The organism is Actinophytocola sp. (genome assembly GCF_036402745.1).
Taxonomy (GTDB): Bacteria; Actinomycetota; Actinomycetes; order Mycobacteriales; family Pseudonocardiaceae; genus Actinophytocola.
In genome coordinates this window covers 1-15,314 of record NZ_DASWSJ010000184.1, presented here as the reverse complement: position 1 = coordinate 15,314, position 15,314 = coordinate 1, and the positions used below count along the sequence as shown (strand labels likewise).

The 15,314-nt window shown below is 72.5% G+C and carries 12 protein-coding genes; 4 read left to right on the top strand and 8 right to left on the bottom strand.

The window, feature by feature from the left end:
• Window positions 1–96: 96 nt before the first annotated feature.
• From VGD70_RS18020 to VGD70_RS18005, 4 genes are all read left to right on the top strand, one after another.
• Entirely contained in the window at window positions 97–2,865 is a 2,769-nt protein-coding gene (locus VGD70_RS18020; RefSeq protein ID WP_331082717.1) for a helix-turn-helix transcriptional regulator, read from the top strand.
• Window positions 2,866–3,063: 198 nt separating this feature from the next.
• Entirely contained in the window at window positions 3,064–3,741 is a 678-nt protein-coding gene (locus VGD70_RS18015; protein WP_331082715.1) for a LuxR C-terminal-related transcriptional regulator, read from the top strand.
• 342 nt (window positions 3,742–4,083) lie between these two features.
• Complete coding sequence (locus VGD70_RS18010) at window positions 4,084–6,651, top strand: LuxR family transcriptional regulator (protein ID WP_331082713.1); 2,568 nt, start codon at window positions 4,084–4,086, stop codon at window positions 6,649–6,651.
• 195 nt (window positions 6,652–6,846) lie between these two features.
• Window positions 6,847–7,587 carry a PAS domain-containing protein gene (locus VGD70_RS18005; RefSeq protein ID WP_331082711.1) on the top strand — a complete coding sequence of 247 codons (741 nt, stop codon included), beginning with the start codon at window positions 6,847–6,849 and terminating at the stop codon, window positions 7,585–7,587.
• 465 nt (window positions 7,588–8,052) lie between these two features.
• Here the strand turns inward: VGD70_RS18005 and VGD70_RS18000 are convergent, their stop codons facing one another.
• The 8 genes from VGD70_RS18000 to VGD70_RS17965 form a co-directional block, all read right to left on the bottom strand.
• Window positions 8,053–9,081, bottom strand: a complete 1,029-nt coding sequence (locus VGD70_RS18000; protein ID WP_331082709.1) for a GDP-mannose 4,6-dehydratase — start codon at window positions 9,079–9,081, stop codon at window positions 8,053–8,055.
• A gap of 143 nt (window positions 9,082–9,224) precedes the next feature.
• Window positions 9,225–9,899 (bottom strand): O-methyltransferase, encoded by a 675-nt coding sequence (locus tag VGD70_RS17995; RefSeq protein WP_331082707.1) that lies wholly within the window; start codon window positions 9,897–9,899, stop codon window positions 9,225–9,227.
• Window positions 9,900–9,905: 6 nt separating this feature from the next.
• Entirely contained in the window at window positions 9,906–11,015 is a 1,110-nt protein-coding gene (locus VGD70_RS17990) for an HAD-IIIC family phosphatase (protein WP_331082705.1), read from the bottom strand.
• Window positions 11,016–11,055: 40 nt separating this feature from the next.
• Window positions 11,056–12,180 carry an acyl-CoA dehydrogenase family protein gene (locus VGD70_RS17985; RefSeq protein ID WP_331082703.1) on the bottom strand — a complete coding sequence of 375 codons (1,125 nt, stop codon included), beginning with the start codon at window positions 12,178–12,180 and terminating at the stop codon, window positions 11,056–11,058.
• Window positions 12,164–12,454 carry a phosphopantetheine-binding protein gene (locus tag VGD70_RS17980; RefSeq protein ID WP_331082701.1) on the bottom strand — a complete coding sequence of 97 codons (291 nt, stop codon included), beginning with the start codon at window positions 12,452–12,454 and terminating at the stop codon, window positions 12,164–12,166. The genes VGD70_RS17985 and VGD70_RS17980 overlap by 17 nt, the downstream gene beginning before the upstream one ends.
• Window positions 12,451–13,305: a 3-hydroxyacyl-CoA dehydrogenase family protein gene (locus tag VGD70_RS17975; protein WP_331082699.1), complete on the bottom strand. Its 855-nt coding sequence runs from the start codon at window positions 13,303–13,305 to the stop codon at window positions 12,451–12,453. Before VGD70_RS17975 ends, VGD70_RS17980 begins: the two co-directional genes overlap by 4 nt.
• 132 nt (window positions 13,306–13,437) lie before the next feature.
• Window positions 13,438–14,046, bottom strand: coding sequence for a nitroreductase family protein (locus VGD70_RS17970; RefSeq protein ID WP_331082755.1), 609 nt, complete (start codon window positions 14,044–14,046; stop codon window positions 13,438–13,440).
• A gap of 62 nt (window positions 14,047–14,108) precedes the next feature.
• A partial coding sequence (locus tag VGD70_RS17965) for a cytochrome P450 (RefSeq protein ID WP_331082697.1) occupies window positions 14,109–15,314 on the bottom strand: 1,206 nt, incomplete at its 5' end.

The following is a 15,314-nucleotide window of genomic DNA, read 5'->3' as shown; positions in this document are numbered from 1 at the left end:
TGAAAACCACATGAACCCACGCATACGGTTGAAAATCCACATCAGTCGCCATAGACTGCCCGGATCACCGCGTCACCCAACGATGGAGTGATCGCCTTGGCATTGCTCGAACGTGATCACGAGCTGGCCACGGCACATACGGTGGCGACGGCCGCGGCCCGCGGCCGCGGCGGTGTGCTGGTGGTCGGCGGGCCGCCGGGCGTCGGCAGGACTGCGCTGCTCGACGCGCTGTGCGCCAGGGCGCCCGCCGAGTTCCTGCAGCTGCGCGCCGACGCCGCGGTCGCCGAACAGGGCTTCGCGTTCGGCTTGGTGCAGCAGCTCTGCCAGCCCCTCGTCATCGACGCGTCACCGGACGACCTCGACCGCTGGCTGCGTGGCCCGGCCGCGTCGCTGCGCGGGCTGCTGCTCGACGAGCCGTGGTCGCCCGACCACGAGATCTGCGAGACCGTGCTGCACGGCCTGCACACCTTCCTCGTCAACGTGAGCGAGGACCGGCCGGTCCTGCTCGCCGCCGACGACCTGCAGTGGGCCGACGCGCCGTCGTTGCGGTGGCTCGGCTACCTCGGCAGGCGCGTGCGGTCCGCGCGGATCCTGGTCGTCGGCGGGCTCTGCGAGGGCCGGGACGTGCGGGAACCGCGCCTGCTGGGTGACTTCTGCGCCAGCGCGGGTCACGTCCTGGAGCCGGCGCCGCTGTCGCCGCACGCCGTGCGCGCGCTGCTGGCCGAGGAGTCCGGGTGGGACTGTCCACTCGCGGCGGCGGTCGCCTGCCACGAGGTCACCGGCGGCAACCCGGCTGCGTTGCGGGCCGTGCTCGCCGGCCTGCGGACCTCCGGCGCGTGGTCGTTCCGGCCGCAGGACCTGCAGCCGCTGCTGCGGGAGCGCAGGCTGGCGGAGCTCGCGTCCGCCCCCGTCGCGGTGCGCACCATGGCCAGCGCGCTGGCCGTGCTCGCCGACGCGGCTGAACCGGAACTCCTGTGTGGACTGTCCGGAATGGACCAGCTGGCATGCAAGTCCGCGCTGTCCGCGCTGGAGCGGGCCCGCCTGCTGGCCGACACGGCGACCCCGCGCCTGGTGCACGCCACGGTCCGCGACGGCATCCTCGCCGCACTGCCCGCGTCGGTCCGCGCACGGCTGCACCGCACGGCCGCCCGGCTGCTGCGTGACGCCGCGCATCCGGCGGAGGACGTCGTGGAGCACCTGATGCTGGCCGGCCGCGGGTACGACCACGCCGAGACCGCCGTGTTGCGCGCCGCCGCCGGCGCCGCGCTGGACCGGGGCGCCGGCGAGACCGCCGCCCGGTACCTGCGGGTTGCGCTGCTGAACCACCTGGAGGAGAGCCCGGAACGGTCGCAGCTGCTGGTGGCGCTCGCGGCGGCCGAGCGCAGCGCCGACCCCGGCGCCGCGGCCCGGCACGTCACCATGGCGCTGCCGCACCTCGCGGCCGGGGTCGAACGGGCCGTGGCCGCGCTGTCCATCCCCCCCGCCCTCGCCGCCGCCGCGCCCGCGCTGGGCGACATCGTGCGCGGTGCGTGGGCCGACCTCGCCGCGCACGACCCGGAGGGCAGGCACCGGCAGCTGACCGCCCGGCTCATCGCCCGGATACGCCTGTTCGCGCTGCATGACCAGGTGGCCGGACCGGTCACCGGCGCCGACCTCGACCGGATCGCGGTCGACGACCTGCTCGGCTCCGGCGCCGGCCGCGAGCTGCTGGCGGTTCGCTGCTACGACGCCGCGCTCGGCGGCACCCGGCCCCGCGCCGAGGTGGCCGACCTGCTGGCGCGGGTGCTCGCCCGCGAGCCGGCCACCCCGGCGCACGCCCACACCGCGCTGCCCGTGCTGGTGCCGACCGCGGTCGCGGCCGACGCGGTGGCGGAGCTGGCTGACTGGCTCGAGCTGGCCAAGCGGGAGGCCAGGCGCACCGGGTCGCCTGGGGAGCGGACACTCCTGGACGCGGAGCTCGCGGTGCTGCACGCCGCCACCGGCAAGCTCGGGCTCGCGCAGGAGACCGCCACGGCCGCGCTGTCGGCCGCCGGGCCGGATTGGCCAGAGACCACCGCCCTCGCCGTCACCGCCCTCACTTCGGTCGCGCTGCGCACCCAGGACGTCGAGCTGGCGGGCCGGATCATGGCGAACGGGCCGCCGTCCGCCGACCCCAGGGTCGCCACGTCGGCGACCATGCTGCGCGGCATGACCGACGCGCTCGCCGGTGACTGGGCGACCGCGCTGGACCGGTTCCTCGACTGCGGGCACCGCCTGCGCCACGTGGGCTGGACCGGTGCGGCCGACCCACCGTGGCGGGCGTGGGCGGTGGCCGCGCACCGCGCGCTCGGCGACCCCGGCGCCGCGGCCGGGCTGGCCGACGAGGCGCAACGGGCCGCGGAGGCCTGGGGGAGCCCTGGTGCGGTCGGCAGGGCGCTGCTGCTGCGGGCCTCGCTCACCGACGGCGCCGAGGCGCTCGCGCTCGCGCGGTCGGCGGTCGGCGCGCTGCGCGACTCCGCGGACCGGCTGACCCTCGCCGCCGCGCTGACGGTCCTGGGCCGCCGGCTGCGGGCCCGCGGCCGCTCCGACGACCAGGCGGTGGCCGAGGGGGAGCGGATCGCGGCCGAGTGCGGCACCTACTGGGGTGCGGAGGACTCACCGTACGGCGGTCCGGTTCCCCGGCTGCGCCGCTCCGAACACGTGCCGCTCACCAGAACCGAGGAGGCGGTGGTCGCCTTGGTGCGGGAGGGCTGGACGAACCAGCGGATCGCCGACGACCTCGGCGTCACCCGGCGGGCCGTCGAGAAGACACTGACCGGCGCGTACCGCAAGCTCGGGGTGCCCGGCCGTGCCGTGTTGCTGCGCGAGCAGGAGCAGCAGGAGTAGCGGTACGGAGGCGCGGCGGCGGGCGGATGGTCCGTACCGAACCAGCCGCCCCCGAGATTCCGCACCGTCCGAACCCCGGCCAGATAAATCCCCGGAATCAACCGCCCGGCGGGCGATCGCATTGCTGCGCGCATTTCCCGTCCATAGTCTTCGGAATCGATTTGTACCGCGCAGCGAAGCACAGGACGGGTCGATTTCATGGGCAACGAATCCGCAATCGACGATCCGTACGACATGTTCGGCGGGGATACCGAGCCGCGCGACGGCGTGTTCCGCACCGTGTTCGACCGGGCGGGCGTGCGGGTGGCCGCACTCGACCACAACCTCCTGATCGCTGACGCGAGCTCCGACTTCGCGGGCGAGTTCGGCCGCACCGTGGCCGGGCTGCGGGGTGTCTCGTTCCCGGCACTGCTCCATCCGAGCGTCCGGGAACGGCTGGTCCAGCAGCTGATGCGGCTGGTCGAGGGGCAGCGGCAGCGGTTCGTCGAGCGAGTGCTCGCGCCGCTGTCCGGCAGCGCCGTGTTCGGCGGCGAACTGACCGGCTTCGTGGTGCACAGCGAGGCGAACCGGGTCAACGGCCTGCTGATCGTGCTGCGCTCCGAGCCGATGGAGCGTGGCACCGTCGTGGTCGGCAAGCGCAAGCTGCTGTCGGAGATGGACGCGCGGATCCTCGAGGGCGTCGCGGCGGGTGCCTCGACCGTCCAGCTGGCCGCTCTGCTGTACCTGAGCTGCGGCGGAGTCGAGTACCACCTCACCGCGCTGCTGCGGGCGATGAAGGTCGGCAACCGCTCCGCGCTGGTCTCCAAGGCGTACTCCATGGGCCTGTTCGGTGTCGGCACCTGGCCGCCGAGGGTGCTTTCGGACTACGTCGGGTAGCCGTCTGCGCGTCCTGTGCCCGTTTCTGTGGGTCCGTCGTGTCATGCCGATGGTTCTCGCTGGTCAGTGGGCTGCGGTTGGATGTTGAGTTCGCGATAAACAACGTAAAACCAACCAAATAGCTTGCTAATCAACATCTGCTCTTCTACACTTCGTGATGACGGGTTCACCGCGAGCGGTGGTGGACAGACCGTCCGGGTGGTCAGCACATGGCCCGGATTCGGCGCCCGCAATGCCGCCGAACGGATTCGGTGCGGGCTTGTGCAAGCTGCATAAAATCGCGGCATTTCGCAGTGCCGCAGAAAGGTCCTGCGCGAATCAATTTCGGAACGAGGAGCGCCAATGATTGTCGCACCGAATGGACCCGGAATTGCCGGGGTGGCCGAGTTCCTGGTGGAACGTGGTCCGGAGCTGCACCGGCTCCGCCACGCGGTCGGCCGCCTCGCCGCCCATCGGCGCTCGGACCCACTCGTCCTCACCGGCACGCGCGGCGCGGGGCTGAGCGCGCTCCTCGACGTCGCGGTCGCCGAGGCCGGCGCCATCGGCATCCCGGCCGCGGTCGCCCGCTGCACGCCCGCCGAGGCCGACCTCCCGTACGGCGTCGTCACCCAGCTCGCCGCCCAGCTCGCGGGTGCGGGCCACCGGCTCCCGCTGCGGATGCTCGGCGCCCCCTCCGCGGCCGCGGTGCCCGGCCTGTGTGCCGAGTTCCTCGAGGTCGCCCGCAGGCAACCGCTCCTGCTCGCCGTCGACGACGTCCACTGGGCGGACACCGCTTCGCGCCGCTGGCTCGGCGCGCTCGCGGGCCGCGTGCGCCAGGCACCACTGCTGCTGGTGCAGGCGGGCGCGATCGGACAGGCGCGCCCGTCGGTCGACGTGCTGCACGTGCGGCCGCTGGGGGAACAGGCGGTGCGCGAGCTGATCGGCCTGCTGTGCGACCGCCCCGCCGACTCCACGTTCGTCACCGGCACCGCGCGTGCCACCGGCGGCAGCCCCGCCGTGCTGCGGGTGGTGCTCGACCGGTTCGCCCGGCTCGGGCTGCCGCCCACGACCGAACACCTCGCCGCGGTCGCCGAGCACGCCGCTGAGGTCCTCGGCGACCGCGCCGCCCCGGTGCTCGACCGGCTCCCCACCGACGCGCTCGCGCTGATCCGCGCCATGGCCGTGTGCGGAGACGCGTTCGACCTCGACCTCGTGTGCTCCCTCGCCCCGCCGAGGCAGCGGCCGGCCTCGGCCTCGCTCGCGTTGCTCGTCCGGCTCGGCCTGGTGCCGCCGCAGGAGCGGCCGGTGCCCGACCCCGCGCTGGCCGCGCGGGTGCTCGCCGGGATGCCCGCCGCGGCACGCGTCGGCCTCGCCCGCCGCGCCGCGGAACTCGGTCACCGGGTCGCGCTGCCCGACGATCGGCTCGCGGCGCTCGTCGCGCAGGCGCCGCCGCTGCACACCGAGTGGGCGGTACACACGCTGCGCACCGCGGCCGCCCGCCGCCCCGCCGCCGAGGCGGCCGCACTCCTGACCCGCGCCCTGCGCGAGGACGTACCCGCGCAGCGCGCCGCGGTGCTCGTCGACCTCGCCCGCGCGGAGTCCGCGGCACACCGCGACGTCAGCACCCGCAGGCTCGAGGAGGTCCTGCTCGGCAGCGGTCCCGAGGTGCCGGACCGGGTACTGGTCACCGCCGCCGACCTGCTGCAGACCGGTGGCGACGCGCAGGCCGCGGACCGCGCCATCGCGGCCGCGTGCGCCCGGCGCCCCGAGCAGGCCGCGCTGGCCGCCATCGGCTGGCTCGCCGCCAACGACAGCGCCGGCGAGCCGGTCCTGCCCGCCCCGGTCACCACGCAGGCGGAGCAGCTCACCGACCCGGTGCTCGCCGCGGTCGCCGGGTGGCGGCTCGCCATGCGCGGCCGCGAGCGGGCCCGCGCCCGCCAGTTCGCCGTCGCCGCACTGGCGGGGGCCGACCGGGACGGGCCGCTCGGGCCGAGGATCCTCGCGTGCCGGGTGCTGCGCTGCATCGGCGACCTCACCGAGGCCGTGGTCGGGCTGGACGACGTGCTCGCCGACGCCCGCCGCGCCGGCGCGCGCCAGGCCGCCGCGCCGGCGCTGGTCGAACGCGCCCGCTGCGAACTGTCCCGCGGCAGCCTCACCCGCGCCGCCGACGACCTCGCCGCCGCACGCACCGAGCTGCCCGCAGACCGGTGGCACCCGAGGCTGCTGCCCGCGCTGGTCGGACTGGACGCCATCCGCGCGCTCGTCGAGGACGACGTGACCGAGGCCGAGCGCGTGCTCGCCATCCCGCTGCCGGACACCGCCGCGAGCGGCACCGCGTGGGCCTACTACCAGTACGCGCGCGGCTGCCTGCGGCTCGCGCTCGCCGACCCGGCCACCGCGTTGCCGCTGCTGCTGGACTGCGGCCGGGTGCTGACCGTGCGGCGGTGGACCAGCCCCGCGCTGTCCGCGTGGCGGTCGATGGCCGCGATCGCGCACGCCGGGGTCGGCCAGCCTCGCGCCGCGGCCGATCTGGTGCGCGACGCGGTGGAACGCGCGCGCAACTGGGGCGACCCGACCACCCACGGCATCGCGCACCTGCTCGCCGCCTACACCGGCGGCGACACGCTGACACACCTGCGCGCCGCGGTCGGCCTGCTGGCCGCATCGCCGGCCCGCCGGCATCGCGCACTGGCCACGAAGGAGGCGGCCCGCGCCCGGCGCGCGCCCGGTGCCGCCTTCGCACTGTCCATCGAGGACCGCAGGGTGGCGCAGCTGGCCGCCACCGGCCGGTCCAACACGGACATCGCCCGGCTGCTGTCCCTCGGCACCCGCACCGTCGAGGCCCGGCTCACCGGGATCTACCGCACGCTCGGCCTGTCCGGGAGGCGAGGGCTCGCCTCGGTGTTCCGGCCGCCGATGGTACTGGGGTGACACCGGAGTCCCGGTGCGGCAACGAGATACGTCCGACAAGAGTGGAGAGGTCATGAGAAGGCCCTGTGTCAACTTCGCGGTTCGCAACCGCACCTCAGGGGAACGTGACGCAACCCAGCTACAAGCACGTGACCAAGCAGAACTGTTGTTCCCCAACGTAACCATCACAGTGAAATCCGGGGAGGCGGACCAGTCATGAGCAGCGGCATTGCCATGTACGTCAACGATGAGACGAGCTTGGGCCGAGGGTTGGCCGGCAGCACCAGCTCCTCGCGGGGCTTGGGCACGGCTCTCGCGAGCAGGCGCCCCGACTGCGGGGACGTGTTCCGTTCCTTCTTCGAGCGGTCCGGGGTGTGCGTCGCGCGGCTGGACCGCGGCAGGCGGGTCGTGCGGGCGAACGCCGACTTCCAGCGCCGCTTCGGCCGCGCGCGGCAGGACGTGTGGGGCCGGGAACTGGTCGAGCTGCTGCACCCGGACGACCGGACCCGCGTGACCCGGCAGCTGGACCGCCTGGCCGACGACCCGTCCGCCCGGTTCGCCGAGCGGGTGGCGGCCGTGCGCTGCGGCGCGGCGGCGTTCACCGGTGAGCTGACCGGGCTCGGCATGACCGACGACGACGGCCGCTTCGACGGCGTCATGGTTCTCGGCGACCGGCCTGCGCAGGAGCAGGACGAGGCCACCGCCGCTGTTCGTCGCCAGCTGATGCTGAGCGACGTGGACGCCCGCATCCTCGAGGGTGTCGGCGCAGGCGTGTCCACCGTGCAGCTCGCCGCGAACCTGTACCTGAGCCGGGGCGGCGTCGAGTATCACGTGACGACCCTGTTGCGCCGCTTCAAGGTGAAGAACCGCCCCGCGCTCATCTCCAAGGCCTACTCGATGGGCATCTTCCGCGTCGGCTCGTGGCCGCCCAGGATGCTGCCCGAGTACGTGAGGTAGCGGGGGCGACCTCGGCGTCCACAGTGGACTACGGCACGAACACCGTGGCCGACGTCCGGGCATGGCTCGCGGACCGCTCGCGGGAGCAGCCGCACCACGTGGACCTGATCCCGTTCCCGGACCTGCGGTCTGGCGGTTCGACGACGACAGCGGCGACGCATCGGGTGCTCGCGGTGGTACGCAGGCCGTCGCGGGTATGGCCGGTGCGCCGAAGACGGTCATGGCGATGCGGCACGGCACCGTCCCGGAGACCCTGCACGCCGACGCGCCGCGGTGTCCTCGTTCGCGATCAGCGGCACCAACGCGCACGGCATCCTCGAACAGCCCGCCTCTCGTCCCGCGCCGCGCACCGAGTCCGGCGACGTGCTGCCGTGGGCGCCTCCAAGGCCTACTGGATGGGCATCTTCCGGGGGAAGCAGCGCGGCCGATGGGAAGTCTTGTTCACCGGCTTGTTCACTGGCTTGTTCACCACGAGGCGACGAGTGCCAGGTCGGCGTGCCGCTGTTCCTGCTCCGACTGGCGCAGGTCCGACTCGACCATCATCTGGATGAGGTGTTCGAAGGTGACGGTCGGCGCCCAGCCGAGCTCGGCGTGGGCCCGCGACGGGTCGGCGCACAGCGTCTCCACTTCGGCCGGCCGGACGAGGCCGGGGTCGATGGTGACGTGGTCGCGCCAGTGCAGCCCGACCGCCTCGAAGGCGATGCGGGCGACCTGCTCCACGGTGTGGGTGCGCCCGGTCCCGATGACGTAGTCGGTGGGCTGATCCTGTTGCAGCATCAGGTGCATGGCACGTACGTAGTCGCCGGCGAAACCCCAGTCGCGGACAGCGTCGAGGTTGCCGAGGTAGAGCTTTTCCTGGCGGCCGAGCTTGATGTTGGCGGCGGCGAGGGTGATCTTGCGGGTGACGAACTCAGGACCGCGGCGGGGTGACTCGTGGTTGAACAGAATCCCGGAGACGCCGTACATGCCGAACGACTCACGATAGTTCCGGGTGATGAAGTGGCCGTAGGTCTTGGCCACCCCGTAGGGGCTCCTGGGGTGGAAGAGGGTCGTCTCGTGCTGGGGTGTCTCGGCGACCTTGCCGAACATCTCCGACGAGGACGCCTGGTAGAAGCGGATCTGGCCGCCGGATACGCGGGACTTGTCGAGTCCGCAGACGATGCGGATCGCTTCCAGCATCCGGAGGACGCCCATCCCGTTGACCTCGGTGGTCAGCTCGGCCTGCTGCCACGACATGGGGACGAAGGAGATGGCGCCGAGGTTGTAGACCTCGTCCGGCTGCACGGTGTCCACCACGGACACCAGACTGCCCTGATCCATCAGGTCGCCATACACAAAGGACAGATCGGCCATCAGCCTGCTGATGCGCGACTTCCGTGGGTTGGCCTGGCCACGGATCATTCCCCATACCTGGTAGCCGAGTCCGAGTAGATACTCCGCGAGGTAGGAACCATCCTGCCCGGTGACACCGGTGATCAAGGCACGCCTGCTCAAAGGATTCCCCTTTCGTGCGCCCGGGAGGGATTCAACGCCATCGAAACTAAGGTTTCCTCCAGCCGACGCCGGTCATTCTTGGTACCGGAGTCCGCGCAGATGGCACGTCCGTGCTGCCGGAAGGGGAAGCACAGGTGCCTTGATCACCGCCCGGGCTTTCTCTTGCGGGCCAAGGTGATCCCGTCCGCCATCGGCAGCATGGCGAGGTCGATCCGGTCGTCGTCGCGGAGGTGGGCGTTGAGGCGCTGGATCGCCCCGGTGTCCTGGTCGGTCGCCCGGCCGTCGAGGACGCGGCCGAAGAATACCGTGTTGTCGAGCACGACCAGCCCGCCCGGCCGGACCAGCTCGAGCGCGTGCTCGTAGTAGACCTGGTAGCCGGCCTTGTCGGCGTCGACGAAGACCAGGTCGGCGCTGTCCGGGCCGTACTCGGCCAGCAGGTCCGCCAGCGTGCGGCGGGCGTCTCCGGTCCGCGTCTCGATCCGGTCGGCCACCCCGGCGCGGCGCCAGTGGGGCAGTGCGATCGGCGACCACCGGTCGGTGATGTCACAGGTCACCAACCGCCCGCCCGGCGGCAGCGCCCGCGCCATACAGAGCGTGCTGTAGCCGGTGAACGTGCCCACCTCGACGACCAGCCTGGCGTCGGTCAGCGACACGAGCAACGCCAGGAACTGCCCCTCCTCGGCCATCACCTGCATGGCCTGGCCCATCGGCAGCTCCGACGTCGCGTGGCGCAGGTCGCGGAGGATCTCGTCGTCCCGCAGCGACATGTCGCGAACGTAGGCGAGCAAGGCCGGTGAGAAGTCGGTCTGCTGGGACATGTCCCGCTACTCCCTGGTGCTCAGTGCGCGAGGACGGCGCTCGGGTGGAGCCCCGGTGAGCGTGGGGGCGGCCAACCGCATGGTGGTCGGCGCGCTGCGCGGGCCGGGCACCAGGTGGAGTCGCTGGACATCGGGTGCCGGAAGGTCCTGCTCGGCCATGCACGAGCAGGCGTGGTCGGCGAACCCGGCGAAGCGGTAGGCGATCTCCATCATGCGGTTGCGGTCGGTGGCCCGGAAGTCCGCCACCAGATGCACGCCGGCGCGGCTGGCCTGGTCGACCAGCCAGTTGAGGATGATCCCGCCCGCCCCGAACGACACCACGCGGCACGAGGTGGCGAGCAGCTTGAGGTGCCAGCTGCCGCGGTGCTTCGCCAACAGCACCAGGCCGATCGCCCCCTGCGGCCCGAACCGGTCGGACATCGTGGCGACCAGCACCTCGTGCCGTGGGTCGGCCAGCAGACCACGGAGGACGGTGTCGGAGTAGTGCACGCCGGTCGCGTTCATCTGGCTGGTGCGCAAGGTGAGCTCGTCGACGCGGGAGAGTTCTTCCTCGCGGGCCCGGGTGATCCGCAGGACCAGTTCGAGGGACCGCAGGAAGTCCTCGTCCGGCCCGGTGAAGGACTCCTGCTCGGCCTTGCGGCGCAGGTTGGCCTGGTACATCGTGCGGCGATTGCGCGCGTCGACGGTGACGGTCGCCGGACTGAACTCGGGCAGGCCCGTCAGCAGCGGGACCTGCTCGTGGCTGTAGCAGCGGACGTCCGGGAGGTGGTGGGTGACCTCGGCCCGCTCGGCGGGCTGGTCGTCGACGAAGGCCACCGCGCTGTGCGCGAACCGCAGCTCGTCGGCGATGCGGCGCACGGAGTGGGACTTGGGGCCCCAGCCGATCATCGGCAGCAGGAAGTACTCGGCCATCCCCAGTTCCTCGAGGAGGCTCCAGGCGTGGTCGTGGTCGTTCTTGCTGGCGATCGACTGGACGATGCCACGCGAGTCGAGCGTGGCGACCGTCCGGCGGACCGTGTCGGTCAGCCGCACCCGCTCGTCCTCGAGCAGGGTGCCCTGCCACAGGGTGTTGTCCAGGTCCCAGATGAGACACTTCGCCGGTCGGTCGTCGGTCATGGCGTGGTCCTCTTTCCTTCTCCCGGGCCGATCGGCGCGTTCATCGGGTCCGCCGCGACCGGGCGATCGCGTGGTCGGCCAGCACCAGCTGGCAGATCTCGTCGGTGCCTTCGATGATCTTCATGAGCTTCGCGTCGCGGTGGGCCCGCGCGACGACGTGACCGTCGGTCGCGCCGGCCGAGGCGAGCACCTGCATGGCGGTCGCGGCGCCGCGCGTGGCCTGCTCGGCGCTGACGTGCTTGGCCAGCACGGCGGTCACCGCGGTGTCCGGATCGCCGGCGTCCCAGGCCCGGCTGGCGTGCTCGCACTGCCGGGTCGCGATCTGCTCCGCCACCAGCAGCTCGGCGAGGTGCCTGGCGACGAGCTGGTGTTCGGCGAGCGGCTTGCCGGACTGCCGGCGGGTGGTCGCGTGGGAGGTGGCCGCCGCCAGGCACGCCCGCAGGATGCCGACGCATCCCCAGGCGATCGACAGGCGACCGTAGGACAGGGCGGTGGTGACCAGCAGCGGCAGCGGGGCGCCGCCGCCGAGGACGTTCCGCGCCGGCAGCCGGACCCCGTCGAGCCGTACGTCGGCGTGCCCGGCCGCCCGGCAGCCGACCGGATCGGCCACCCGGTCGATCCGTACGCCCGGCGTGGCGGTGGGTACGACAACGGCGGCCGCGTGGTCGCCGTACCGGCCGACGATCACCAGGAGGTCCGCGTAGCCGGCTCCGGTCACCCACATCTTCCGCCCGTCGACCACCACCTGGTCGCCGTCCCGGTGGATCCTGGTCCGGATGGCGGACAGGTCGCTGCCGGCGGCCGGCTCGCTGAACCCGACGGCCGCGAGGGTGCCGCTGGTCAGCGGCCGCAGGAACGACTCGCGCTGGCCGGGGTCGGCCAGCCGCTGGATCGACCACGCCGCCATGCCGTGGGAGGTCTGCACGCTGCGCAGCGAGCCGCACAGGCTGCCGACGGACGCGGTCAGCTCGCCGTTGCGCAGACTGCTCATGCCGAGACCGCCATGTTCGGTGGAGACCTGCGCGCACAGCAGGCCCAGTTCGCCGAGCTCGCGCAACAGCGGCTCGGGCAGCCGGCCCGTCGTGTCCCACTTGCCTGCCTGGTCGGCGACCAGGTCGGTGACCAGTGCGATCTCGTCGGTCGGGCGGTCAGCGATCGCCGTCATCGGCGGCATCCGGTGAGCGGAGCCGGCGCACCATGCCGGCCATCGCACGGGCGGACCGGAAGTTGTCCAGCCGCAGGTTCGAGCCGACGACGGCCACGTCGAAGGACTGCTCGACGTGCACGACCAACTCCATGGCGAACATCGAGTTGACCAGCCCGGACTCGAAGAGGTCCAAAGTGGACTCTATGGGCCGCCCGAGCCTGGTCTCCAGGAAGGACAGCAGGGACCGTTCGACGTCCTCGTCGACCGCGGTCGTGTCGTGCCACGTCGTCATGAACTGACCTCCGGATAGGTGTAGAAGCCGCGGCCGGTCTTGCGACCGAGCTGCCCTTGCTCCACTTTGGACAGAAGCTCGGCGCACGGCCGGTAGCGCTCGTCGCCCGTTCGCTCGTGCAGCCGGGCGAGCGAGTCCACCAGGTTGTCCAACCCGATGAGGTCGGCCGTGCGCAGCGGTCCGGTCTGGTGGCCGAGGCAGCCGCGCATCAGCTCGTCGACCGCTTCGGCCCCGGCGACGCCCTCCCCGACGATGCGGGCCGCGTCGTTGAGCATCGGGTGCAGCAGCCTGCTGGTCACGAAGCCCGGCGCGTCCGCGACCGTGATGGCCGTGCGGTTCATCGCCGCGAGCAACGCGGCGAGGCCGGCCATGGTGACCTCGCCGGTCCGGCGTCCCCGGATCACCTCGACCTGGCTGATCAGGTACGGCGGGTTCATGAAGTGGGTACCCACGAGCCGCTCGGGCGCAGGCAGCCCGCCGGCGAGCTCGTCGACGGGAATCCCCGACGTGTTGGTGATCAGCGGCGTGTCCGGCCTCGTCACGGCCGAGATCTCGCTCAGCGCCTTGGTCTTCTCCGCCGGGTCCTCGATCACCGCCTCGACGACGTGCGTGGCGCCCGCCGCGTCCACGACCGACGTGGTGACCACCAGTTCGCCGTCGGCCCGGTCCGGTGGCAGTGCGCCCAGTAGCCGTGCGTGCCGCAGCATGCTGCGGATCCGGGCGGCGGCGCCGTCCAGGGTCTCCGGATCGGTGTCCAGCAACACGACGGGGATGCCGTGCCCGGTGACGGTGGCGGCGATACCCGTGCCCATCACGCCGGCGCCGAGAATGGCCACCTGGTGCTGTCGCATGGTGTGGCGCTCCTTGCGCTGCTCGGTGTCCGGCCGCCCGATGGACGCAGGTGCGTCCGATGCCGACGGTAGGCGGAGATGACTAGGGGATTGCCCAGCGTGCGCACAGAACGATCACGGACTGGCCGAGCCTCACCAGTGGTCCTGGTGAACCGTGGTGTGCAGTGGTGGCCGGCGCGCCGGCCCGAAGGTGGTGCCCAGGTAGTAGGCGGTCGGGATCAGCACGGCCTGGTGGACTCCGGCCGGGATGTCGAGGAGGTCGGCGACCTCCCGCTCGTGCCCCAGATGCAGCGTCGTCCACGCGGTGCCCAGGCCGCGGCTGCGCGCAGCGAGCATGTAGCTCCACGCGGCGGGCAGCACCGAACCCCACAGCGAGGCCTGGTTTCCCTCGGGGAGCGGGCCACCGGTGTCGACGCAGGCCAGGACCACCACCGGGACCTCGTCCAGGTGCTGCGCGAGGTACGCCGCACTCGAGAGGCACCATCGCTTCACGTCGTCCACAATGGACACCTCGGGGTGACCGCCGTGCCGCTCCTGGAACGCCGACCGGTACATCCGGGCGATCTCGGCGAGGACCGCCCGGTCGGTGACCACGATCCAGTGCGTGGTCCCGCTTCCCGTGGGGGCCTGCTGGGCGACGCGCAGGCAGTCCATGACCCGCCACAGCGGCACCGGCCGGTCGAGGTCGAGCCGCCTGCGTACAGCACGGGTCGTGGTCAGCACGGTCTCCGCGTCGAGCATCGGCACGGAGAGGCTGCCGAGGGTCGTGGTCGCGTTCGCCGGAAACGTCATGGGGTTCTCCTTCACCAGGTGACCGGCAGCCGCCACAGGCCGCGCACGAACATGTCGGTCCGCCAGCGCAGCTCGTCGTCTCCGACGGCGATGCGCAGCGCCGGAAACCTCGACACGAGGGCGGACACTCCCACCCGCAGCTCCAGGCGCGCGAGCTCGGCGCCGAGGCAGTAGTGCGGACCGTGCCCGAACGCGACGTGTGGGTTGGGCCGGCGATCGGTGCGGACACGGGCCGGCTCGTCGAAGACCGCGGGATCACGGTTCGCCGCGTCGGGGACGGGCACCACGGTCTCGCCCTCGGGCACGACCACGCCGCCCGCGAGCGGCACGTCGGCCGTGGCGACGTGCGGCATGCCCCCGGTTCCGTTGGCGCACATGAACCGCAGCAGCTCCTCCAGCACGTCGTCGGCGCGCGCGGGTCCCTCCCGCACCTGGGCCATCAGCTCGGGCCGGCGCAGCAGGTGGAAGACGACGGTGGCCAGGACGTTGCTGGTCGTCTCGTAGCCGGCGATGAGCAGGCCGGCGGACAGCACGACGACGTCGTCGCGGCTCAGTCGTCGGCGAGGGTTTCGCGGTGCGAGCAGGTCACCGAGGAGTCCGGGCACGGCCTCGCCCCGGTCGATCGCCGCCCGCGCGGTGTCGACGAGGCCGGCGACGTAGCCGTGGAACCGTTGGTGGCACTCGTCAACCTGCTTCTGCGGGAAGCGGCCGACTGACATCATCTGGTCGACCCACGGCTTGAAGAGGTGGATGTCGCTGCTCGGCAGGCCGAGGACGCGGCAGATCACGCGCACGGTGAAGGGCACGGCGAAGCCCTCGACCAGATCGGCCGGAGTCGGCCCGGCCGCCAGCTCGGTGAGCTGCTGATCGGCCAGCTTCGCCACCATCGGGCGCATTGCCCGCACGCTGCGGCCGGTGAAGGCGTGCGCGAGCGCCGCCCGGCGGTCGCTGTGCACGGGTGCGTCCGTGGTGATCAGCGGCAGCGACTCGGACGACCGCGCGAACAGCGTGCCGCCGGTGGCGGCCGACCGGCTGAAGCGGCGATCGGTCAGCACCTGGGTGACGTGGTCATAGCGGGTCGCCACCAAGGCCTGGCTCCCGTTGTTGAGCCGGACGCGTGGCAGCTCCTGTTGCCCGCGCAGTCGCTGGTACTCGGCCGGCGGCTCGCTGCGCGGGCCTGGCTGGAACGGGAACGACGGGAGCTGTGTCATGGCCGG